Below are 22,290 nucleotides of genomic sequence, written 5' to 3'. Positions count from 1 at the left end.
CTCACTCCATCGTCGTGACTGTGTTCGGACTGGTTGGTTGTCAGCTGTCTGGTTTCGTGATTAACCAACAAATCAAAGGCAATTGCGAACCTGTTGGTTAATACAATCATGTCGTACACACCGCCCACACCACCTCGAGGACTCCCAGCCGATATTGTCGAACAACTCGATGATTTCTCACCGGACTTGCTTCGTCACGCTGCCCGCTACGCAGAAGAGCTCGCTGAGCATCGTGAGCGGGAAGCTCGTCTCGCGGAAGAAGACAGCACAGACGAGAGTGAAGAACGACCCGAGGACCTTCCGGACGATGTGCCAACGAAAGCGACGATCACGATCAAGGACATCAATGATAACCGCTACTACTATTGGCAGTGGCGGGATGGAGATAGGGTGCGATCCAAATATAAAGGCCCAGTCAATCCAGACGAGTAGCTGGCATTATAAGCCACGACTGATCTGTAGTCGCTCTCAACAGAGAAGACGGAGTCCAGCGCTCTAACTGTGAATGGGATCAATCGAGTCGATCCAGCGAGCCATAGAGTTCCTCGTTCTGAATGTGGGTGCAGAACTGCGCACACAGCCGACAGCAGTCCGTTGCGTCGGTGAACGTTCGGACGCTGGCGTCCCAGCGTGCGTTGACTGCCCCGAGCATCGCGCTCCGCACTGACGGTTCGGTCGCGACCATCACTCGGCGCGTGCGTTCCGGGGGCGTCGCATCGGCCGCCGGCCCGTGCATCCCGTCGGTCGATAGCAGCTCTTCGAGGACGCTCCCGATCTCAATCCCGACGCCGAGATTATCCCCGACTTGGGGAGCGATGAAGATCGTCGCATTACTCGCCTTCGCGAAGGCGATGCTCTGGGTCGCAGCGTCGATTTCGTCGAGGTCAATTCCGACGTCGATTGCGAGGAAGGCGTTGAAACCACGGTCGCGGAGACAGTCACGTGTCTCTTGGAGAAGGCGCAATACCTCGTCTTCAGCGTACTCACCGCTGGTCTCGTCCCACGTTGCAAACGAAGGAGCGTCGGTCTCGACATCGGCATCCGTCGGCAGTAGTGCGTCGACGTCGAACGTTCGGTAGGGTCCCATCACCATCCGTGTTCGGTTAAGACGTTGAATCGAGAGACGGCACTCTATTGGCGAAGTTATCGGTGTAGACCGCGTGGGGAGAGAATGTGTTCAATACGCTCTCCCCGAATCTCATACGACGCCGACTCACTTCCCTGTTTCCAGCCGAGCTTATCGAAGACATCGCGCGCGAGCGCGATGTCGTCCAACGCAACCGGAAGATCGACATCACGACGCTCGTCTGGACGCTCATCTTGGGCTTCGCCGTCGACGGCGAAGCCCGCACTATCGCCGGATTTCAACGTGCGTACTCCGCAGCGACCAACCAGACGCTCTCCCGATCCAGCTTCTACGATCGGTTCACGCCAGCACTTGCTGCGTTGCTGAGCGACCTCCTCGAGCACACTCTCGAGGAGGTCGCGGTTCCCCACACCATCGCTCCACGGTTCGAGCTGTTCCGTGAGGTGCTGATCGCCGATGCAACCGTGTTCAGGTTGCATCGGCTCCTCAGCGAATTTCCAGCGACTCACTCGGATCAATCCGGTGCGAAGCTTCATCTCGTGCATAACACGACGACGCAGACGATCGAGCAGTTCCAGCTCACCGACGAATGCACCCACGAGAGCAGCCAGCTCCGCACGGGGAGCTGGCTGCGAGGCCGGTTGTTGCTGTTCGATCTCGGATTCTACAGTTTCCGTCGCTTTGCGTTGATCGAAGAGAACAGCGGCTTCTTCGTGACACGGCTGAAGTCGAACGCGAATCCACTAATCGTGGGCAAGCGACGGAAATGGCGCGGGCGCGCCATTTCCTTACCAGGGCGTCGCCTCCAAGAGGTTCTGGGCGATCTCACACGGGAGATAATCGATGTGACCGTGGAGATCTCGTTCAAACGGCGAGCGTACGCTGGGAAGCAGTCAACCGATACGATGGAGTTTCGCGTCGTCGGTGTCCGCAACGAGGACACCGACGACTACCATCTGTACGTGACGAACCTCCCCGATGAGTTCACCCCGAGCCAAGTTGCGGCTCTGTACGGGTTGCGGTGGGAGGTAGAGCTGCTGTTCCGGGAACTGAAATCGCTGTATGGGTTGGAGAAGTTCCAGACGAGTGATCCAGCGATCGTCCACCTGTTAGTGGTGGCGGATCTGCTGACGCTGACAGTCAGCAGAGCCTTACTCGGCGTGTTTCAAGAGTTGTTCCCAGAGACCGTGTTCCCCCGTGAACGCTGGGCGAAGACCTTCCGGTCTCTCGCCCAGCTCATCCTCGAAGACCTCGCCCAGTCGTTTGGCCACCCACCGCCGAATCTGTCGGAGTTGATGTTTCATGGTGCTCGGCAGCCAGAGAAGTCACGCCTCTTACTCAGCGAACGAGTGGCTGAAGCCTTCATGAGGCGATCCAGTGCTTAACCGAACACCGATGGTCCCATCACATAGACCAGAAACTGCTCACGTCGAACTGGTGACAGGGCTTCCGAGTCACCGACGGCCTGAGAGAGATTGTCGATAATCCGGTCCCGCATTCGAGCCGACGATTCGGTGAGTTAGTATATAAATATCGGTGTTCTCAGTCATTCTCTAGTAGATAACGACTAAGTACGTGGCAGCTCAACTGTTGAGCTGAGGCACTCGAAATGTCCGAAGCCGATCGCCACCGCGCAGACGAGGTTCGCCAGCCGGAGCCACCGCTCCCCGAAGAGAGCGGACTAACACTCGAAGAGTACCTCGCGATGCAGCAGGCGATCGGTCATCCGACGCGGTTTCGTATCCTGCGAACGCTTGTCGCCAACGACGAGCTAAGCGCTTCCGATCTAAAAACCGCAGTTGATGTTGAGCCCCACAACTTCCACTACCACTTGGATGAACTGGTTGATGTTGGGCTGATCGATAAGCGTCAGCGACGGACTGCTGACAGTCAGGGTTTCTACACGTACTACCGACCGACAGCGATGGGACGAGGTATCCTTGAATACGGCGTTGAGGAGCTGATGCGCCGTGAGCGCGAATTCAACGATGCCTATTCGTGAGTCGGCACTGGATACTCTTTCAGCAAGAATATCTTCCTAGTTCTCTGTGTTCAGCTAAAGGTGCAAGCCGATAGACTGCAGACGAGCTGAACTGGAGCGACCTGTTTCCTATTCGAATTGGAAACTACGGAGCAGAGCCTCAGAAAACAGCCGCTCTCGAATACTATTTTGCTCGACGGCGGAACGTAACGGCGCACAGCTCGTGGCTTCCTATCTCAGATACGCAAGATACCTCAGATATGTCTGACAAACTGTTATGGGCTCTCAGTTAGATGCCTCAGATACGGCAGACAGATGACTGAGGTAATTGCGATATCTAACCAGGCGGGAGGCGTCGGGAAGACAACGACTGCGATCAACTTGTCCGGCGCGTTGAACGAGCTTGGTCACGAGGTTCTCTTGATTGACGCTGACCCACAGGGTACCGCTACCGAGGGTGTGGGATTCCGAGACCTATACAACAAAAAAATCCCCTCGCTCCATCAGGTGATGGTCGACCCATCACGGACGGACGAAATCAACGATATCATTCAGGAGCACCCAGAGTTTGACGTCATCCCGTCGAACAAAGCGATGGATGCTCTGAAGGATATGCTGTTGACTCAGGTCGCGAACAGCGAGATGCGGCTAAAAATCGCCTTGAACGAACTAGACAAGGACTACAGCTTCATTATCATCGATTGCCCACCTGACCTTTCGCAAATACTGGACAACGCGCTGTTGGCAGCTGAGAACGTGTTGATTCCAGTTGAACCGACCCGCCGGAGCATCCGCGCGATCGAGAAGATGAACGAGGAGATTGACTACTTGGAGTCGAGTTTCCCCGGTCAGATAGATCAGATACAGATTCAAGGTATCGTAGTGAACTCTGTTGAGGGGAATCCGAACAACGACACCAAAGAGATGCTTGAGTTCTTCAGTGATGCTCCATATCCTGTGTTTGAGGTTCCGGATCGGGTGGCAATTCGTCGTGCATGGAACAACGGCGTCTCGATATTCCAGCATGAAGATCCGGCGAAGATAGATGACGCCCGTGATGCATACTTACGGATTGCCGAGCAGTTGGCTGCTGAAATGGAGGTGACGGCTTGATGTCTGACGATCTTGAGGATCGGAAGAAAGAAACGTGGGGAATGGACGAGGTTCGGTCGACTGGAGCTAGTTCAGAAAGCCAAGACACGTCAGATACAGCAGACACTGAAGATACCTCTGGTAAGTCAGATGGTAAAGATACATCAGACACACCAGAGGGTTCAGACGCTTCAATTGCTGTAGATAGCAAAGACGCTTCAGACGATTTAGATACAACAGACGCCTCAGATACATCAGATATTGCAACGGGTGAAACAGTACGACAGATGGCGATTGACGCAGAAAAGAAAGGGTTCGCAGTTCGTGATCTACACAATGTGAATGTCTATCTGTATGAGGAGATCTATCGAGAGATGGTCACCACGTTTAAGAAATTGGATTCGGACTATTTCCAAGAACACGGGGATGAACTTTCGAAAAACAAGGAGTTTTTCAATGCTGTCTTCCGTGCGGGGTTACAGAGTCCCCAGCTCCGTGAGGAACTTGATCTGAAGTGAGGTTCATCGCTGATCTGCTACTGCTCCGTGGAGAGAAATCGGTAGAAACAGTATAATCTATGTCACTCGCAGAAGTATTGATCTCTTTGTTAAGACGTCTTGAATTGTGTCTTCATCAACGATACGCTATTCGAATGCAGTAGCGAGTTGCTCGCGCATATACTGTCGACGGAGTTTCCGGGCACGTGTCTCCGAGAGATAGTTCTGTAAGACGACGTCGGCGCTGGCGCTCCCCTGCTCGGCGGCGATCTCGTCGAGGCTGCCGAGAACGACGTCGAGTGAAGCGGAGTAGGCGTCGTACCAGTATCTTCGCCCCATTTTCGGCGCGGGCGACACGCCATCGATCTCGTCGGGCAGCCCTGCTTGATCAGCCAGCCGCGTAAACCGGTTCCAGACCGTCCACCGTGAGATGGGGCCACCTGAGGCGTGTGGCGAGGGAAACAGGTAGCCATCCCAGTCGTCGCGATCGGCGAACGCTGCGAGCCGATCCTCGAGAACCTCCTGCCCGTACAGCAGCGACACCTCCCCAGGTCCGTTCTTGCGCTCCTCGAACGCGATATACGGCACTTCGTCGTCGACGACGTCGAGGACGAACTGACGGGTGTGAAGGTGGGCGACCTCGTTCGGACGGAGGCCCCACGCGCAGAGTGCGAGAACCAGGAGACGCTCTTCCGGCCCGTCAGCCGCTTGGTAGAGCGCGCGAACGTGTTCAGTGGCGAGACACGGTGTATCGGCGTCGCCCTCACCGTTCGACCAGTCGAACTCGTCATCAAGGCCGTCAGCCGGATTCACGGCAGCCCATTTCCGCCGGACGAGGTGAGCGTACCAGTTCGAGACGACGAGATGAATCCGGCGTTTGGTCTGGCCGCCTTCGAGCTCGTCGTGGAGGCGGTCGAACGCCGCCCAGCACGCATCCACTGCCTCGTACGCGGGAACGTCGCTCTCGCGAGCGACGGCCGTCACGAGGTCGTCCGTGTCGTTCTCGTCGCTGTAGGCGCTGACGTATCGGTTTAACCGATAGCGAAGCGTGTCGATCGACGAGTCGGAGAGTCCTTTCCGCTCTCGACGAGAATCGAGAAAGGATTCGAGGGCTTCGATGGTTCGGTCGTGATCGGTCGCCCAGTCGTAGCCCGTCTCTTCGGATTCGAGTTCGAGCTCCTCCTGCCAGAACTCTCCGAACGTCATATCGTGGTACTCTCGAAGCGCGTAGAGAAGCGGGCGGAAGTCATGGCCGCGGAGCCAGCTGTGGGTCGGCTTTTCTCGTTTGGGATCGAGGTCGTCGTCTTCCATCACTGGCGCGACGACTGCCCGGTAGGCGTCGACGAGTTCCTGGCGGTCGAGCAGCGTCCAAGAGATGTCGTCGACGCCTCCCCTGTCGGTGTCAGTCGTCGGTGCTGTCGTGTCACTCACGGTGGACACACCACCGTTTCCGGAATTCGTCGCGTTGAGACGGGGAGTAGAGGCCTCGCTGAGTGGCTTCGGAATTCTAAGACTGGCATATTCGTCTGGTAGCGCATTTCTCACAGCTATACTATATGTTTTGGGTCCACACGGACCCCTAGAGTCTGTGAGAACACCGACGAAAGGCACAGAAATATGCTCCCAACGAATAAACCGTATGTCGCTACATTGATTCCGGATCGAATTCCACCCAGAGGTTGGCAGTTTGGATTTCTATAAACCACTAATTCAACAACAAGTTTAGGTTGCGACGTATCGTCTCGAAGTTGCTCAGTCACTCTCTTGCCAGCGACAGCTCATAAATAACGAATCCAATGAGGTTGCTTGATTCAGCCTTGTTTGGAGAACGATTTTAACCAGTCATCTAATATATCAATGCACGTAGAGTGGTTCCTGCCCCCACCCTATCCACACGCCGATCCGTACTCGGTTGTCTCGCTAGTACCATCGCATTAGCTGGGTGTACCTCCCCCGCGCAACCGGGTGGAGAATCAACACCGTCACTGCCGCTATTGGAAGAATCAGTCACATGCTCAGAAGACCTTTCAGTTAGTTTTTATGCGGTAAATGACTTAGCACTCTGGAACGCTGGTGAATTACTTTGGGGTGGGACGATTCCTGCAACTGATTCGACGTACTTTTTCGTCGGGTTTGTTGATGGAAGTGTCGCTGGCGTAGCCACTGAACAAGGGGGAGATGAAGATAGTATCGAGGTTGATGGCGGTCGTATCCCGCTTGACCAGACGTATCGTGGAACCCATATGGCGAAAATCATCGTGTTCCAAGATTCGAATCAGGACGGGAAATTCGATAGTGAAACCGACCGCCCCTGTAGTGACGGCACTGAATTAGTAGCAACGACGACCCGAGAAATTGATTTCTCAAAGGTGGGAAATAACTAGTGTTGTATTATCAACTCATGAGACGACTTCTCATAAACCGTCTGGTCGGCTTTTCTTTCGTTGCTCTACTTGGTGGTCTCTTCATTACAATTTTTGTCTGGGGAGACCCATATCTTTGGCCGTTCATTAAAATAGGAAGACGAACGTCCTTCTTCCTCGGATGCAGAACCCTTGTTTGCATTCCGATAGTCTGGACCCTCGGAATAGTCTATACGTATGTATTTTCTGTCATACTAGGTGCGATTTTCCACATGGTACTAACCGAATCATCTACCAAACAGTAACAACAATTGGAAGTGGACAAGGGGATCCGCCCGGGTTCCTCTTTGGGTTTGTGTGGGCACCACTCTATCTCGTTGCCTACGGCATTCTGACGGCGATAGAATACTGGCTTCGTGGTCGTAGGTTTCCGCAGACCGGCACAATTGGATAATTGGGAGAACTGGTGGTCTCTCTTTAGACGAATATCGGATGGGACTATATCGTGCCGGTGACGGCGATGAATCTTGCTGGAGAACGGAAAGAGGACGCTCCAAACAGGTTTAGAACACTCTTTGGGCTAAACGACCACAGAGGTGTGCTATAGTCCCAATCGCAAGGAAGCCCCCGGCAAAGGCGAGGAATATGAGCCACGTCGGAGAGTCAGTACTCGGGGGCAATACGAGGTGATACCCGATTAAATACATCAAGAGCCCACCAACCGGTCCTAACGAGAGGAGAACTGCCGTTCTGATGTCTTGACCGTTTACTGACGCATAGAAGGCACTCGCCCCGACGACGAGGAGGACACCTCCCATCACATACGCAGGTAGTTCTCCAAGTGATTGACCAGCCGTTTCGTACAGGAATCGTTCAGTCCCGAATGTTACTAGCGTTACAACTCCCAAAATTGCAGAGAGCCTACGATAGCCGATTCGAGGGGGCTTACCTGCCTTGTGGAGGTTGTTCAGGGCGTTCACATATCGAAAATTTTACTCATGTGGCTATATGCTTTCGGGTCATCCAGACTGAATCTCAAGGTCGCCGGTATAGTCAAACCACTAATTTTCAATCTGAATAACGATGGGATAAGGGCAGTCTGTAGGTTCCGTCCTGTGCCACGTTGAGAAATCCCGCAGAACGACTCATTAGAAGACGCCCAGAACGAATCCGACTCCCATCACGATGAGGATTGCCGCCGTGAACGCTGGCAGATACTCCGCGTAGTCTTCAAGCCGGTCCTCGTAGCGCTGGTAGCCAGCCACGAGTAACAGCGTCACACCGACGAGTGACGTAATGACGGCCAGCGAGTAGAGGAGCATCAGTTCGAGGCAGTAGGTCGAGCCGGTACAGATGGCGATGATGTCGAACTCCTCGTTGTGCGTAAAACCGAGAGCGAACGCGAGTGCTGCCATCCCGAAGAGCCCACGATCCGATGTCTCCTCGAGGTGGTCGTGGGAGTGTGAATGATCGGACTGGCCCACAAACGGTACTATCCACCGAACTCGAGCAATCCACCCTCGGCTCTCGTCGCCGCTGTGGGTATGTCCGTGGTCGTAGGTGTGACCGTGGTCGTGGTCGTCATGCTCGTGGTGGTCACTATGATCGTCACCGTGATCTGGTGCGGTGTGATCGTGTCCATTGAAATATTGCCAGATTCCGAGGGCGATGAGTAGCGTCCCGGCGACGTAGTTCATCCAGGGAATCTGGGTGAGCCCGAGATACGAGAGCGCCCAGAAGTACACGACCACCATCGCGATACTACTGATGAGATGTCCGATACCGAGGATGAGGCTCGATGCGGCGCCGTAGAACCACTTATTCGGTTTGTCGAGCGCGTAACTCGCGGCAATTGCCCACCCGTGGCCCGGGGCGAGGCCGTGAGTGAGACCGAGAACACTTGCCCCGAGTGCGAGGCCGAGAACGCCGTTCGCCATGTACTCGAAAAGAGAGCAAGATCGCTTATACCGGTTGTTAATACCGAATCGGGGGAGCCGTCATACTCGGAACTCTTGTGCGAGGATGACGAACGACTAGTCCATGCGGACGAGTTTCAATATCCCGGATGCGGTCGTCGAGGAGTTCGATCGAGTATGGCAGGATGAAGGCCTCGACAATCGGTCGCGAGCAGTTCGTGAAGCGATGCAAGAGTACATCGAGGCTCACTCCCGGCTTGAAGAGTTGACCGGGGAGGTGGTTGCGCTCGTCGCCTTCGACTACCGTCATCCGGACGTTATCGAAGACCTGCACGGTGTGCAGCACGAGTACCAGGACATCATCCTCAATACGAGCCACACCCATCAGGGCGAATGGTGCCTCGAATCCCTGTTCTGTCGTGGCCCTGTCGAACGGGTGCGAGAACTGAGCTATCGACTTCGTGATTTCGACGAGGTCAACCGAGTGAAAATTATGGTCATCCGCGACAGCGACACGACCAAACACCACGTCCAGTAGCGACTCGAAACCGTATCAACCTGCCCGCAGTCGTTCCCCGGGCTGCTTTCGTTTCGTCAGTGGACGTGGGAGTTGAGATGAGTCCGACGGTCACCATATGCCGGGCTCAATTCGATGGTCGCGTGATCAACCCCGTACTCCTCGAGGACGTGATGAATCTCCTTGGTAACTGTCTCGGCTTCACGCATCGTCTCGACCGACGTTTCGACGTGTGCCGTCGCGACCGTGATCTGACTACAGATCTGCCACGCGTGCCAGTCATCAATGTGGTCGACCCCGTCGATGGCTTCGATCTCGTCCCGGACGTGCTCGGGATCGAACGGCGTTTTCATGAAGAAGATTGCGCCGCTTCCACGCAGAACCTTCCCGGCCGACCACAGGACGATGCCAGCGATGAGCGCAGCGGCAATCGGATCGATGATCGTGATTCCGGTGGCTTCGACGACGACCACGGAGACGATGACGGCGACCGACCCGCCGGCGTCGCCGAGTAGATGATAGAACGCCCCCTTCTCGTTGAGACTCATCTCCCCACCCTGGAGGATGAACACGCTGCCGACATTCACTGCTAACCCCCAAGTGCAATCACAAGTGTTGGTACAGTTCCAATCTCGATGGGAATGAGAAAACGCTGATAGGATTCCCAGAGGATGTATCCCACCATCGGGATGAGCAAGACACCGTTGAGGAAGGCAGCTAGCGGTTCGAGTCGATGGAGCCCGTACGACCACCACTCTGACCCCTCGTATCGGTCCGCGACGTAGGAGGCTGTAAACGCCATCACGTACGCGAGCGCGTCGAACAGCATGTGGACGGCGTCGCTGATGAGCGCGACCGATCCAAAGAGGAGCCCTCCAGCGAGTTCGGCGGCGAACCCCAGGAGGTTGATGCCGGAGACCAGCGCTAGCTTGCGACTGCTCGCTGATCCGCCGTGGTCGTGATCATGCGAGTGTCCGTTCTCATCGCTAGCGTGCTCGTGATGGGCGACGCCACCCTTGTCAGACATCCGTGGTACTCCGTACCCGATCACTTCTTATTAATCTCTATATCATAGATGGAGCGGTAATTCCGAAATGAATAACAAAAATTCCGATGTGAGTTAATAATATCTCTACTCTAGTTGCGTGGTTCACTTTCGTCAGTGATCAGGTCAGTCAAACCCGTCACGTGACGACGATGCCGCCGTCGATCTCCATGTAGGGGTGGCCGTAGCCACAGTAGGTCAGGCAGCTCAGCGTGTAATCACCACGTCGTGTCGCCCCGAGTTGACGAACAACAGGTCTGGTGGCACTCTGCGGGAGCGCGACCGGGTGCATCATCATGCCATCACCCATGTGAACCTGTCCGGAGGGCATGATCGCGAGGCTGTGGTCGGGGTACTGTTCGTTTGCTTCCTCCAGCAGTGCGTGAAAGTCGCCGTCGGCCGGAGGCGGGATACGCTACTCGTTTCGCTCTTCGAGCGCTTCGTGGTCTGGGAGGGCCTCGCGGATCGACGATGGAAGGGACCGGACGGCTTGACTCGAGAGGGTATTGAACGAAACGACGCGAAGAACATCGTTCCGTTGCAGGCTGACACGTTCCTGTTCCTCGCCGGATTCATCAACGATGACGAAGCCCCAGTGGTAGGCTCCGACGTAGATCGTCCTGTCGACGCCGCCGCCACTGCCAGGGAGATTCCCGACGCATCCCGAGAGACCGACGATGCCAGCTCCAAGCGCCGTCAGGAACTTTCGCCGCTGTACTGTCGGAGACATGATAGTGCTATCATGGCTCCTCGCGGCTGAGTTTCGCGCGACGTTCCTCGAACTCCGCTTCGTCGATCTCGCCTCGTGCGTATCGGCGGTGGAGGGTTTCTGTCGCAGAATCGCCATTCCCGGGAGGTGAGTCCTCCCGACCCAGTGCCCAGTAGAGGAGTCCACCTACCAGCCCGAGCAGTCCGAGTGCCCCGCCAACGAACGGCAGCCCGCCGAACCAGCCACCGCTCCGGCCGTTCATCATACCGCCGTTTCGACCGCTCATCATCCCAGGACCAGACCCCATCCCTGGGCCCATCATTCCGCCACCGGAGTTCTCATCTCCTCCGGTGCTGGATCCATACGCTATCGCGCCCTGTTCGATGATTGCGTCACTCTCGGGCACGCCGCCGTCCGGTATCGAACTCGATTCGGCTGCCCCGCCGGGGCTGCCGACGACGATGCGACCGACCATCCCGACCGACTTGTGCGGGATGCAGTAGTAGTCGTACGTGCCCGGTTCTTCGAACGTGTGTTCGAACGCTCCCGACGAGATGACCCCGCTATCGAATGCGCTGGCGTTGGATGGAATCCGGTTCTCGTAGGCGGTCGCTGAGTGTGCCCCGGCCGCTATCTCGAAACGGACGGTCGTGCCAGGGTCGACGTGGAGTCCGATCGGGTCGAAGTAGTTGTTCCCCATCCTGACGACGGGCGTCTCCTGTGCATCGACTGGTCGGGTGAGTCCCGCAGTCGCGACTGTGCCGGCCTCGAGCGCTCCCAGAAACTGGCGTCTACTGTAGGTCATTATCTGATTGTTTGGTTTCCGTCATCTGCGGACGATGCTGGCGAGCCGTTGCGCGAGCCCGGTGGATGGCTGCTCTGCGCGTTCGATAGCCGCCTCCAGTTCGTCTCGCTCGACGATGCCGATGAACTCGTCAGTCTGATTTCCGTTCGCGTACACGAGTGTCGTGGGCGTCTTTCGGACACCGTACTTCTCGGCCGTCTCCAGATCGGTCTGGATGTCGACCTCGCGGAACTCGACGTCCGGATACGCGTCCTCGATGCCCTCGTTCTTCTCTCGCTGCGTTGCACACGCCCCGCAGGTCTCCTGCGTGAAGAGGAGTACTTCGGTCATAGTAGCTAGTACAGTATTGTAATTTTTTCACATTTCTATTTATGTCCGAAAGCCGTGAGGGCCACATATTTCGGATTCCAAGGAAGCGTGCGGAAGCAACCCCGGAGTTGGTGGCCGACCCGATTACTCAGAGCGTTCGAGCTTGTTCTGACGCGTCTCGAACTCTTCCTCGGTGAGATCACCACGAGCGTACGCCATACGCAGCTCCTCCATCGCGGGGTTTCGAGACGTCTGGCTTTCATTCGCTCGTCGGAAGACGAGGTATCCCCCACCGAGCAGGACGAGGAGGAAGACCAATGGGACGAGCATCCCGACGAGTGGCCACCAGCCGCTGGTCGTCCCGTATCCGCCCATCATTCCACCGTAGCCCATCATCCCGCCGAACCCCATCCCCATCGTGAGCAAGGGGAGGACGATGATCGCCCCGAGGATGAGCAGGACGATAGTCGTGGTGTCGAGTTGATTCGATGAAGACATCGTTACTCAACCCCTGAGACCGTTCCCAACTCGTCTGAGACCGTCGCGATGACGCGCTCGAATCGGTCGTGCACGTCAACCGCGATCTCGTCGAGGTCTGGATTCTCCGTGATTCCGACCAGTTGTTGGGGGTCGACGGCGCTCACGACGACGTCACCGCCATCTGTCTCGTAGACGATGACGTTACACGGGAGCAGGGCCCCCAATTCTGGCTCTTCGGTGAGCCCCTCGTGGGCGAGTGGAGGGTTACACGCCCCGAGAATTCGGTATTGGTCGACGTCGACATCGAGTTTTTCCTTCAGGGTTGTTTTGACGTTGATGTCACACAGGAGTCCGAACCCTTCGTCCTGTAGTGCGGTCGTGGCTGCGGTTACGACATCGTCGAACGGTGCATCAATCGTTGTGGTAATGGTATACGTCATCGGTCTATTGGGTGTTTTTGATTTCCAAGCTCGTGATGAGCTTCGTTGCTTCCTCTTTGGTCAATCCACCACCGCCAGACGCATCTGAGGCGGTGAATGCACGGAGTCGCCGGCGTTCAGTAGCCTGTCTGCGCTGTTTTCGTGAGTCGATTCGGGCTGTGTGTTGCGAGTCGTTCATTATGGTGGTGGTCGGTCTTGTCGTGGCGCGCGTTTCGAGTCAGTCCGTGACTGGAGTCGACGCAGATCGAGTTCTGTTCAGATCGCTCGAGTCATCCCTGATAGATCGGAGAGATCGTTGTCGTCGGGGTAGTTCAATCCCTTGTCATATTTTGTGTGTCTGTTCCCCTTCTTCACAATACTATGGACGGTTGCTGGAGGCATAACCGGCCGAGTCCGTTTGCTGACCCAGCAAATCGCTCCGTCGTTTAAGCGGACTCTCTCGTTGTCCTGTCCTCCTGCGAATCCACGCCCGCGATACGAATCCGCGTGGGAGACACGGAAAAGCATGTGAGGGGTGGAAGGACTCACTGTGTGAGCGAGCTTCGACGGGACTCGAACTCCTCGTCCGAGAGTTCACCCCGCGCGTAGCGCTTGCGGAGTTCGGCGAGTGCAGTATCTTGCCCAGAGGACGGTTCCTCGCGGTTAGTTCCGTACACGAGTAACAGGATGAGGCCGATCAGGAGGAGCGGCCAGAGGAACATCCCGCCGCCGAGCATCCCGAAGCCGCCGAGTCCGCCCATACCGCCCCAGCCGCCCCCCATCATGCCGCCGCCGTAGCCTCCGCCCATCGCGGCGGCCGTGCCGGTCGTCGCGACCAGCAGCGGGACGGCGAATATTGTTAGTCGACGAGCAGTGCGTCCGAGGTTAGTGGTGAGTTGCGTCATTGTCGTGTATTGGGTAGTCGCGGTGTTCTGTCGAAGCGATCGAAACGGTCAGGGCCTCTCAGCAGTGGCCCTGCCCGTACATCCCGCCGTTGTAGTCGTCGTCAGCCATGTCCTGGGCCATCTCGTCGACGGTCACACCCATGTGCGATTCCATCCACTCGACGCTACCAGGGCCCATGTGCTCGGTCATCTGCGCCTCCATCCAGGCCGCCCAGTCGTCGGCAGTCCCATTGTACGGGGGCGTGTCGTCAGCAGCCGTGTCGGTGCCGTGTGCGCTGACCGCGGGAACGGCAACCGCGAGTCCGATGATCGCGAGCGCCACGAGCAGCCAGCGGCCGAGTTCGAAGTTGGTCATTGTCTTTCTCCTCGGTTGGTCGTAGGACCGCTCGGGAGTTATCACGATGGGTATGAACCCGCGCAGGAGAACGTCCGAGAACGTGTATAGGGCGTTCTAATCGTTTTTCAGGGATAGAATCGTTCATCCGTGCCGAATTCGTCGGTACTCGGCTCCCTCCTCGGACGCTGTACCGGTGATCAATGCTCCTGGTTCTGATGCAGATCGTCGCTCGGGTAGATCCGATACGTCCGTCCTTGTCGCTCGCGATACAGCAACCCACGCTTTTCCAGGGCACTGACCGTCTGGCTTACCTTGCTCTTCGAGAAGTCCGAGCGATCCCGCAGTTCGATCTGCGTGATGCCGGGCGAGGAGAGCACCGGCTCGAGGATGCGGCGTTCGTCTTCCGGTAGGAGGTCTAACACGCGAGTCTGTGGCTGGGACTCCGGATTGATAGCTCCGTTCGGCTGCACTGCCCCCTCTGGTGATTCGGCGCTCTCGCGAGCGGTTGCGCTCGCCAGCTCGTCCTGTGAGCGGTCGGGTGCATTTGTGCCGGTGAGGTCGTCCCGAACCACGAGATACCCCCCACCGATGACCGCCGAGACGAGGAGGGTTCCGAGGACGTACCAGAGCGGATTCGTTCCGTGAACCGCCCCCATCGACATCCCCATCATCGATCCCATCTCCTCGAATGCTTGCTGTTGCTGGTACGCATCCCAGCTGAGCGCACCGCCGACGATGAGAACGGCAGCGACGAGGAAACCGACCACCGTATCGGCTCGCCGTCGATTCATCCCTCCCACCTCGATCTAGCGTGATACTCGTTCATGCCCGAGAGTTGGTGAGACTTCGCTGTACCAGTTGTGATTGATCGAGGTTAGTCTCGGGGCTGCTTGATTTCGGGACGATGTATCGAGACATGGCGGTCAGTGGTGTTCATGACTCTGGGACGTCCCCGCCCCAGAGACCTCCGGGTGTTGATGTGCAAATTCGGAGGGTCGATGCTCGAACGACCGCTTGCATCGCTTCGAGCAGAAGTAGTACGTCTCGTCGTCGTGGGTGAGACTCGGCCCGCTATCGTCGGTCCGCATCCCACAGACGGGGTCGCGGTATTGGCCGGGAGCACCCAATCCTCGACGATAGACGTAGAGGAGGAACCCGGAGAGCGCGAACGCGATGATGTTGAGATAGAACGTGTAGTTGAGTTCGAAGTACGTCTGTTCGGACGCGGTCTGCCCGCCGGCGAGATTCGGAACGATGCCGAGGACGTTGAACAGTTCCTCCATGAGAAAGCCGGTGAAGGCCATCGTCACGAAGAATACGCCGAGAATGTACAGCATCACCTTCCAGCCGTAGTACTTCCGATAGACGTTGAGGACGGGAATCGTGATGAGGTCGGCGTAGACGAACGCGATGACGCCCGCGAAGCTGATACCACCACCCCACAGCGCGACGGCGAACGGGACGTTCCCCATGCTCCCGACGAAACTGAGGACGGCGATTGTGACACCCATGATCGCGTTCTCCGCGCTGACGAGCAATCCCTCACCCTGCAGGAAGAGCGAGTTCCACACCCATTGTGGCACGAACACGATGACGAACCCCGAGATCAGAAAGCCGGCGATGATGTCCTTCCAGATCATCGACCACTCCTTGCGGTACTGATTCCCGATCTTGTACCACCCACCCCACGAGAGGAGTTCGTCGCGCCACCCGCCGCTACTGGCGGCCTCCTGCTCGTAGGTTTCCATACAACCCTTCGAGCAGAACTTCAGCGTCTCGCCCCCATCGGTCGTAAGCGAGTACTCGTTTTTCCCTTCCATCCCGCAGGTCGGATCCTCGGTGATTCCCCCCTCGTCGTCTCGCTGGTTCAGTTCCTGGCGAACTTGATCGAAGAGATTCTCTGGGAGCGTCAGATGGACGAGAAGCGCCATCACCGCGATGAGGATGATGCCACCGAGGAGCTCCGCGACGAGGAACTCCCACCCGAGGAGAATCAGAATCATCAGTCCGAGCTCGACGATGAGGTTCGTCGACGCGAACATGAACGCGAGGAAGTTCACCGTGTGCGCGCCTTTCTTGAACAGTCCCTTCCCGATGGCGACGGCCCCGAAGCTACAGCCACTACTCGCAGCGCCGAACAGCGTCGCCTTTGTGAGTCCACTCAGGTTCCCTTCTCCGAGAACGTTGGCCATCCGTTCCTTCGAGACGTAGACCTGCACGAGGCTCGTGATGACGAGCCCCATAATAATCGCCCACGCGGCTGTCCAGAGAAACCCGATACCGATCCGCAGCGATTCGAGAACCCCCTCGACGAGCGCGGCCTGCATATGTACACCATCGCAGGCATCATCTTTGTCGATTGCTCTTACAAATCAAAAACAGGGGCGTCACTTACTCATAGAATCTAAATCGTGAACTGGCTTCGTCCGGGTTCGCCGCCTCCCACGGGGCCAAACGACTGCGAGGGGAGCGTATGCGGTTCACTGTTTGAGTCTAAATGCTGTCTGAAACCGCCGCCCCACGAACTCCCGGTTACTCAGAGAGAGCGAGCGTGTATACGGGAATACACCATCCCATCGGATTGAGCAGACCAGCAATTCGGGAGAAGCGACCATACTCATCGGTCGGTTTCGATTCGAAGATTTCTCGCCCTGATATCCGCCCCTTAATAAGCACAATCGTAATAAATTATGAATGAATCATTATAGCTGCACTATGGCAACGACAGAAACCCTCGAAACGGAAATCTGGGGCCGTCCCGTCACGTTCGACTACTCCGAGCACTGGGTCGGATACTCACTGTTCCTCCTTCGGATCGTGATGGGGTGGACGCTCTTCCAGGGCGGCGTCACGAAGCTCGTCACGTATCTGGACGCCAACCCGGAGAACAACTGGACTGCCGCTGGCTTCCTGATGAACGCCGTCCCGGAAGGTAATCCGCTGATGGGGTTCTGGGGGAGTATGGCCGGTAACCCCCTCATCGACCAGCTGAATATGTGGGGGCTCACGTTGACCGGACTCGCACTTATTCTGGGTGCGTTCGTCCGTTGGAGCGCCTTCTGGGGTGCGGTGATGATGCTGTTCTACTGGCTCGCGTCGCTGACCGGCGGGCTTCTGGCAGGGCTTCCTGTCGCCCACGGGTGGGTCGTCGACGACCACATCGTGTACGCCGTCCTCCTGTTCGGGCTGGGTGCGTTCGGTGCTGGGCGGATTCTCGGGCTGGATGCCTATCTCGAAGACCTCGAGATCGTGCAGTCCAATCCGTGGCTCCGGTACTTGCTCGGGTGATTCGAAAGGAAGCCTCGAAAACGTCCTCCTGTACCGTTTTCGTATGTCGACGAAACGTCGGTGATCCCCTTCGACGGGCGTTCGCTTTCGAATCGTAACGACAATCGCATTGAATGATGCCGACGTATCACTAGACATGAGCACGACTACCAGCAACACCGCAAACCGTACTGACCAAGCTGAGGATGTAGTCCGAGAACTGAACGCGATTGCGCTCGGGGCATCCGGGGCGGTCGTCGCAGCAGCCGTGATGCTACTGCTCGGTGTCTTCGGTGCTGTCGGAGTGTACGAGGGTGCGGTAGCGATGATGGAACAGTGGCACCTGTTCTTCGAGCCGACCGTCGTCGGGACGGTGGCGGGCATGGTCGAGGCAGCTGTCATTAGCTTCGTTCTCGTGTACGCCTTCGCGTGGTTGTACAACGCGTTCGCACGGTGAGAGAAGAAAGAGAGAGTAGAGAGACCACCATGTACGTCACCGACAAAGCCGAAATCGTCATCGACGCATCGCCCGAGGAGATCTGGGACTACGTAACTGACCCCGTCCATTGGACGGCATCGAACCCCGAGGAGCACTACGGACTCGAATACGACACGCCCGACAATCGCCCACGTGAGGGTGCAACATTCCAGCAGCGCGAAGAGGTCGCCGGGATGTACGCCGACCTGCACGGCCGATTTCAGTACATCGATCATCCACACGTGGCGGTCTGGACTGGAACGGCGTATTATCCGGTCCTTCGCGGACTCGTCACCGTTCGTATTCCAGAGGGTGGCACCATTCGACTCGAAGAAACCGAGGACGGGACTCGGATGTCACACGCCGTCTGGATGGACTTCCCGAACAACCGTCGGGGCCAGCTGCTAAAGCAGCTCTTCACCACTGTTCTCGACGGGAAGGCCAAGCTCTACGACCACACCAACAAGGAACTCGTCTTCTTCAAGGAACGCATCGAGTCGACAGTCCATGAGCCGCCAATACCGACGGACGAGGGTCCATAGCAGAATCAGGCTTCGACCGGCTCACCGACGCGAACAAACTTCGAGGCTCAGCGTCTTTGAAACCGTATTCTACGGCTTTGTTGAAACCCTCGGACAGTGATAGGTTTCAGAGGGCCTGCTGCATACAGGGCGCAGGCCGTGTTTAGACGCTAGTAATATTGCCTAAGAACCGGAATTTCTAGGAACTGAAGCGAGCACAGTCGGGTGTGCACTCCAAACTGGCTCGCTTCACCGAACGATGTGTCCAATTATCTCAAAAAGCTGTCGGATGCGATCCTCAGCCACCTCTCAGAAAAGGAAAAGGTGGCTACGCCGATTGGGTGATCGTTGCGATTCACGGACTTCGTGAATATCTCGACCTTCCGTACCGCCGACTCCTCGATATCCTCCGTGAAATGCCTGATATCGTGGAGAAGCTCGGGCTGTCGGTCGAGGAATTACCGGACTTCACCACGGTCTGTGCCCGGAAGCAGGCGCTGAAGATGCGGGTCTGGCGGGTGCTGTTGCGGCTGTCGGTAGACTTGTTTGATACTGGAGAGATTCAGGCTATCGACTCCACCAGCATCGCTCATCGCTCGTCCAGCCACAACTACGCGAAACGTGTCAAAGGAACGTTTGAGTCGGTGAAAACCACGCTTCTCGTGGATTGCTCGACAAGAGCGATCCTCGACGTTCACTGCTCGATGAATCTTCCACACGACACACAAATCGCGTGGCAAGTCCTCACGAGAAATCTCGATCGTTTGGGAACTGTGGTCGCTGACAAAGGCTTCGACTGGGACAAACTTCGTCATATGCTGCGGGATGAAGGTGTTAGACCAGTGATCAAGCACCGAGAATTCTACTCACTTGATGCCGCTCACAATGTTCGGATTGATGATAAAACGTACCATCAACGGTCTGTCGTCGAATCGATATTTTTCGCGCTTCGCAAGCGATTCGGCTCAACAGTTAAAGCCAGAACGTGGTTCGGGCAGTTCCGAGAGATCGTCCTAAAGGCAGCTGTCAGAAACATTGAACAGTCTCTCACCGCCTGAAACATGCGATTTCGAGCGCCTAAACAAGGCCCAGGGCGCATATGCAGCACTGGTTGAGCCCAACGCCAATGGTGGGAGAGTCAGATATGCTGCATACGCTATGTGTCTGAACGGTCGTTCCCGAATGTGGGCGATTAATATTTTCACTTCGAATTTGAACTTCTAGATCCCCTGTTGGGTCGTGCTCTGTCCCCCATTGGCGACGGGCATTGGCCCCACAAGCTCGATTTCATCCGGTGAAATTCTACCGAGCGGCATCATAATGTACTCACGCGATGTCTATATTGTCGGTCTGTCATGACTAACGCAATCACCGTCAAGAACTGGTGGACGGAAGTCACGAAAGCGCTCCTGCTCGGGTTCATCGCCCTTGCCGTACTCTTACATCAGACGTTCATCCAGGGAGCCGGGTTCGTCCCCACTGGAGCGTCACAGCTGATGCTGTGGGTCACAGTCGTTGGCATCGTAGGCTACGCAACCCTCCGCCGGGACCTCACGGTCGGATACTGGCTATCGGCTCTTACTGGTCTCCTCTATCTCGCGTTTACCGGCATCCTCATGGCGGGGCTGCTCGGTCCCCTCCCGTCCGACGGCCCGGCCATCGGCTTCGTCCTCGGACCGCTCGCTCAGGGGCTGTACGCGGTCGTTCTAATCGTGGTAGCCGTCCTCGCGTTGCGGGAGCGTGGCACCACGGACGAGGTACGCCAGAGAAGTGCCCGCGGAGCGGAGGATCCGCAGTAATCCCAGTGGGACTTCGACCTGCTTCGGCACGAGGCGTGCTCGGTGCCCACCTTCGTTCGAAGACACTCCCGGAAATGATAGAAACCGACGATACCCGTAAAGAAGTAGCAGAACCATTTCGTACTGACGAGACCCCTACAGAGTCGTCGCTTCGGAACGCCGGACGGGCAGCCCTTCTGAGCCTAACAGGGCTGGTTCTCTCGTGGATATTCGGCATTCTTTTCCTGACGAGCGGCGGCATTTATGCTCCGCTTTCGGATCTCGGTTCGCTGGTCTACAAACTCCCACTCGTGGTCGTGGCTTGGATCCTCTACCGAATCTATCGCCCGACCGCCCCGGCGGTCAGTAGGGCGGTCTTCGCCCTTGGAGTCGCCGGAATCGGCGTCTCGGTTGTCGCGGGGGTTGGACTCGCCGCGAACGACCTGGGCGCCCCAGTTGGAACAGCGGGGGCCTTTCTTGCCGGACAACGAATCGGAAGCCTCGTCGTCGGTATCTGGCTGCTCGCCGTGAGTGGGCAGGAGCTACTCGCGAAGGCCTTCGATCGGCGGGTCGCCGTCGCGGGCATCGTGGCCGGGAGTGGTATGGTCCTGTTGCAGTCCAGTCTGCTGATCGGCGGCGTCGGGCATCCTGGATTTGGTCTCGGTTCGATCGTCCAGCTCACGGGCACCCTCCTCTGGTCGATATGGATCGGTCGCCGGTTCCTTGCTGGCTGGGGCGCGCTTCGATCCGCTAGCGAGACCACGAGCGCCGACTAGAATGCGGACGATTCGTCTCGACGATTCTGTCGACGCAGCAACGGCACGCACGACGGATCACTCGGTGAGGTCCTCGACCGTCACTGTATCCGCCCGATCACGGAACTCGTCGACGGTCGCATCAACCCAGTGGACGACCGCTTGCTGATCGGTCGTGAACCGGACGACTGACCCCCCACCGTCGGAGGGGATATCGAAGACGGCTCGATCGCCGTGACGCGCGATGTAGTACCGGATCGACTCATTCGTGAGATGCACTCGGGCATTCCCGGTGCGGAGCATGTCGGCGACGATCGACCGGTTCTCGGGGTCGGCAACGTAGGCCTCGAACGACTCCCGAAAAAAGATCGATTCGATACTGAACTCGTTCGTGCGGAGTTGTTCGACGAGCAATTTCGGCATCCCGGGCAACAGACTTGGAGCGATCTCCCGGACGTTTTCGACCGTCCCGACGGAATCGTGTACGTCCCGAAGATGGCCGTACCAGTCGATTTCACTATCGCTGTCGGCCACATCGACGTGCGCGAGCCACTCCGGGTCGAATCCGAGGTCGAAGATCGGCTCGAAGTGCCCGTCGGACGGAAGCCGCTGGACGGTCTCGATGATCTCGAGGAGGTCGGCGAATCCGCTCGCGACCAGCTCACCCCGGACCGTGAGCGAGTACGTCTCGCTGTCCCGCATGAGCCAGCCTCGATCCTGAAACGAGCCCAGGATACGCCCGAGCGTCGGCTGAGGAATGTCCGTCTCCTCGTGGAGTTCCCGTCGAGTCCGGTCGTCTTGCGCAAAGAGTTGGATGACCCGAGCGCGGTGAGGGGACCGGGAGAGATGATCGAGATCGTCGCGTGGGGTACGGTCGCCATCTCCTCCCGCCATAACTGGACTTGGGTCCGACCGTTGAAAAGCGTTCATTCGTTTAGTGTGGACGTCACGCGGATTCGATTTCATCGAGTGAAATTCTACCAGTCGGCATCACGATATGTTCAAACGGCGTTTCTTCGGACGGTCATC

Annotated in this window: 28 protein-coding genes and 1 pseudogene; 14 read left to right on the top strand and 15 right to left on the bottom strand. The window is 57.1% G+C overall.

Translation table 11 applies throughout. The annotated features are described in order from the left end of the window. Nucleotides 1-108: 108 nt before the first annotated feature. Nucleotides 109-432 carry a hypothetical protein gene (locus C2R22_RS23565; protein ID WP_103428199.1) on the top strand — a complete coding sequence of 108 codons (324 nt, stop codon included), beginning with the start codon at nt 109-111 and terminating at the stop codon, nt 430-432. 79 nt (nt 433-511) lie between these two features. Here the strand turns inward: C2R22_RS23565 and C2R22_RS23560 are convergent, their stop codons facing one another. Further along, on the bottom strand, nt 512-1,093 hold the full coding sequence (locus C2R22_RS23560) for a DUF7509 family protein (RefSeq protein ID WP_394342409.1): 582 nt from the start codon (nt 1,091-1,093) through the stop codon (nt 512-514). Nucleotides 1,094-1,173: 80 nt separating this feature from the next. Between C2R22_RS23560 and C2R22_RS23555 the strand changes: the two genes are divergently transcribed. The 4 genes from C2R22_RS23555 to C2R22_RS25475 all read left to right on the top strand — a co-directional run bounded on the left by C2R22_RS23555 (nt 1,174) and on the right by C2R22_RS25475 (nt 4,678). Continuing rightward, the gene (locus tag C2R22_RS23555) at nt 1,174-2,472 is read left to right on the top strand and encodes an IS4 family transposase (protein ID WP_103428197.1); all 1,299 of its coding nucleotides are present in this window, start codon (nt 1,174-1,176) and stop codon (nt 2,470-2,472) included. A 224-nt stretch (nt 2,473-2,696) separates the two neighbouring features. Continuing rightward, nucleotides 2,697-3,089, top strand: coding sequence for a winged helix-turn-helix domain-containing protein (locus C2R22_RS23550; protein WP_103428196.1), 393 nt, complete (start codon nt 2,697-2,699; stop codon nt 3,087-3,089). 294 nt (nt 3,090-3,383) lie between these two features. Continuing rightward, on the top strand, nt 3,384-4,181 hold the full coding sequence (locus C2R22_RS23545; protein WP_103428195.1) for a ParA family protein: 798 nt from the start codon (nt 3,384-3,386) through the stop codon (nt 4,179-4,181). Next, the gene (locus C2R22_RS25475) at nt 4,181-4,678 is read left to right on the top strand and encodes a hypothetical protein (RefSeq protein ID WP_162562651.1); all 498 of its coding nucleotides are present in this window, start codon (nt 4,181-4,183) and stop codon (nt 4,676-4,678) included. Before C2R22_RS23545 ends, C2R22_RS25475 begins: the two co-directional genes overlap by 1 nt. A 126-nt stretch (nt 4,679-4,804) precedes the next feature. Here C2R22_RS25475 and C2R22_RS23535 read toward each other — a convergent pair whose 3' ends face one another. Next, a complete protein-coding gene (locus tag C2R22_RS23535) occupies nt 4,805-6,088 on the bottom strand; it encodes a tyrosine-type recombinase/integrase (protein WP_103428249.1) in 1,284 nt (427 codons plus the stop codon). A 563-nt stretch (nt 6,089-6,651) separates the two neighbouring features. Here C2R22_RS23535 and C2R22_RS25470 point away from each other — a divergent pair. Further along, a complete protein-coding gene (locus C2R22_RS25470; RefSeq protein ID WP_162562650.1) occupies nt 6,652-7,041 on the top strand; it encodes a hypothetical protein in 390 nt (129 codons plus the stop codon). A gap of 542 nt (nt 7,042-7,583) precedes the next feature. Here C2R22_RS25470 and C2R22_RS25465 read toward each other — a convergent pair. Then, complete coding sequence (locus tag C2R22_RS25465) at nt 7,584-8,000, bottom strand: hypothetical protein (RefSeq protein ID WP_162562649.1); 417 nt, start codon at nt 7,998-8,000, stop codon at nt 7,584-7,586. Nucleotides 8,001-8,168: 168 nt separating this feature from the next. Next, a complete protein-coding gene (locus tag C2R22_RS23530) occupies nt 8,169-8,957 on the bottom strand; it encodes a hypothetical protein (RefSeq protein ID WP_103428193.1) in 789 nt (262 codons plus the stop codon). Between the two features lie 103 nt (nt 8,958-9,060). On the opposite strand from C2R22_RS23530, the gene C2R22_RS23525 reads away from it, so the two are divergent. Beyond that, entirely contained in the window at nt 9,061-9,474 is a 414-nt protein-coding gene (locus C2R22_RS23525; protein ID WP_103428192.1) for a CopG family ribbon-helix-helix protein, read from the top strand. 56 nt (nt 9,475-9,530) lie between these two features. On the opposite strand, the pseudogene C2R22_RS23520 reads toward C2R22_RS23525, so the two are convergent. Together C2R22_RS23520 and C2R22_RS25460 are read right to left on the bottom strand one after the other, a co-directional pair. Further along, a pseudogene (locus C2R22_RS23520) lies at nt 9,531-10,480 on the bottom strand (cation diffusion facilitator family transporter). A 157-nt stretch (nt 10,481-10,637) separates the two neighbouring features. Further along, complete coding sequence (locus tag C2R22_RS25460) at nt 10,638-10,808, bottom strand: cupredoxin domain-containing protein (RefSeq protein WP_162562648.1); 171 nt, start codon at nt 10,806-10,808, stop codon at nt 10,638-10,640. 33 nt (nt 10,809-10,841) lie between these two features. On the opposite strand from C2R22_RS25460, the gene C2R22_RS23515 reads away from it, so the two are divergent. Next, a complete protein-coding gene (locus tag C2R22_RS23515) occupies nt 10,842-11,258 on the top strand; it encodes a hypothetical protein (RefSeq protein ID WP_103428191.1) in 417 nt (138 codons plus the stop codon). On the opposite strand, the gene C2R22_RS23510 is transcribed toward C2R22_RS23515, so the two are convergent. From C2R22_RS23510 to C2R22_RS23475, 8 genes are all read right to left on the bottom strand, one after another. Further along, on the bottom strand, nt 11,239-12,012 hold the full coding sequence (locus C2R22_RS23510; protein ID WP_173862849.1) for a plastocyanin/azurin family copper-binding protein: 774 nt from the start codon (nt 12,010-12,012) through the stop codon (nt 11,239-11,241). The two genes, C2R22_RS23515 and C2R22_RS23510, sit on opposite strands and share 20 nt — an antisense overlap. 21 nt (nt 12,013-12,033) lie before the next feature. Beyond that, nucleotides 12,034-12,342 (bottom strand): thioredoxin family protein, encoded by a 309-nt coding sequence (locus tag C2R22_RS23505; RefSeq protein WP_103428189.1) that lies wholly within the window; start codon nt 12,340-12,342, stop codon nt 12,034-12,036. A gap of 123 nt (nt 12,343-12,465) precedes the next feature. Beyond that, nucleotides 12,466-12,819, bottom strand: coding sequence for an SHOCT domain-containing protein (locus tag C2R22_RS23500; protein WP_103428188.1), 354 nt, complete (start codon nt 12,817-12,819; stop codon nt 12,466-12,468). A gap of 2 nt (nt 12,820-12,821) precedes the next feature. Further along, nucleotides 12,822-13,241 carry a DUF302 domain-containing protein gene (locus C2R22_RS23495; protein WP_103428187.1) on the bottom strand — a complete coding sequence of 140 codons (420 nt, stop codon included), beginning with the start codon at nt 13,239-13,241 and terminating at the stop codon, nt 12,822-12,824. Between the two features lie 524 nt (nt 13,242-13,765). Next, nucleotides 13,766-14,125 carry an SHOCT domain-containing protein gene (locus C2R22_RS23490; protein ID WP_103428186.1) on the bottom strand — a complete coding sequence of 120 codons (360 nt, stop codon included), beginning with the start codon at nt 14,123-14,125 and terminating at the stop codon, nt 13,766-13,768. Nucleotides 14,126-14,183: 58 nt separating this feature from the next. Further along, nucleotides 14,184-14,480, bottom strand: coding sequence for a hypothetical protein (locus C2R22_RS23485; RefSeq protein WP_103428185.1), 297 nt, complete (start codon nt 14,478-14,480; stop codon nt 14,184-14,186). A gap of 179 nt (nt 14,481-14,659) precedes the next feature. After that, nucleotides 14,660-15,253, bottom strand: a complete 594-nt coding sequence (locus C2R22_RS23480) for a helix-turn-helix transcriptional regulator (protein ID WP_103428184.1) — start codon at nt 15,251-15,253, stop codon at nt 14,660-14,662. Nucleotides 15,254-15,385: 132 nt separating this feature from the next. After that, nucleotides 15,386-16,789 carry a permease gene (locus C2R22_RS23475; RefSeq protein WP_103428183.1) on the bottom strand — a complete coding sequence of 468 codons (1,404 nt, stop codon included), beginning with the start codon at nt 16,787-16,789 and terminating at the stop codon, nt 15,386-15,388. 388 nt (nt 16,790-17,177) lie between these two features. Here C2R22_RS23475 and C2R22_RS23470 point away from each other — a divergent pair, with 388 nt between their 5' ends. The 6 genes from C2R22_RS23470 to C2R22_RS23445 all read left to right on the top strand — a co-directional run bounded on the left by C2R22_RS23470 (nt 17,178) and on the right by C2R22_RS23445 (nt 21,282). Continuing rightward, nucleotides 17,178-17,750 carry a DoxX family protein gene (locus tag C2R22_RS23470; RefSeq protein ID WP_103428182.1) on the top strand — a complete coding sequence of 191 codons (573 nt, stop codon included), beginning with the start codon at nt 17,178-17,180 and terminating at the stop codon, nt 17,748-17,750. Between the two features lie 136 nt (nt 17,751-17,886). Then, on the top strand, nt 17,887-18,186 hold the full coding sequence (locus C2R22_RS26750; RefSeq protein ID WP_245903118.1) for a hypothetical protein: 300 nt from the start codon (nt 17,887-17,889) through the stop codon (nt 18,184-18,186). A 29-nt stretch (nt 18,187-18,215) separates the two neighbouring features. After that, nucleotides 18,216-18,749 (top strand): SRPBCC family protein, encoded by a 534-nt coding sequence (locus C2R22_RS23460; protein WP_103428247.1) that lies wholly within the window; start codon nt 18,216-18,218, stop codon nt 18,747-18,749. 206 nt (nt 18,750-18,955) lie between these two features. After that, a complete protein-coding gene (locus tag C2R22_RS23455; protein ID WP_103428181.1) occupies nt 18,956-19,786 on the top strand; it encodes an IS5 family transposase in 831 nt (276 codons plus the stop codon). A 297-nt stretch (nt 19,787-20,083) separates the two neighbouring features. Continuing rightward, nucleotides 20,084-20,527 (top strand): hypothetical protein, encoded by a 444-nt coding sequence (locus C2R22_RS23450; protein WP_103428180.1) that lies wholly within the window; start codon nt 20,084-20,086, stop codon nt 20,525-20,527. 74 nt (nt 20,528-20,601) lie between these two features. Further along, on the top strand, nt 20,602-21,282 hold the full coding sequence (locus C2R22_RS23445; protein WP_103428179.1) for a hypothetical protein: 681 nt from the start codon (nt 20,602-20,604) through the stop codon (nt 21,280-21,282). Nucleotides 21,283-21,339: 57 nt separating this feature from the next. Here the strand turns inward: C2R22_RS23445 and C2R22_RS23440 are convergent, their stop codons facing one another. Beyond that, nucleotides 21,340-22,155, bottom strand: a complete 816-nt coding sequence (locus tag C2R22_RS23440) for a helix-turn-helix transcriptional regulator (RefSeq protein WP_103428178.1) — start codon at nt 22,153-22,155, stop codon at nt 21,340-21,342. Nucleotides 22,156-22,290: the final 135 nt, after the last annotated feature.

The sequence above is a fragment of the Salinigranum rubrum genome (assembly GCF_002906575.1).
In the GTDB taxonomy this organism is placed as follows: domain Archaea; phylum Halobacteriota; class Halobacteria; order Halobacteriales; family Haloferacaceae; genus Salinigranum; species Salinigranum rubrum.
Note: the sequence above shows the minus strand (reverse complement) of the source record. Positions and strands in the feature narration are given on the sequence as shown.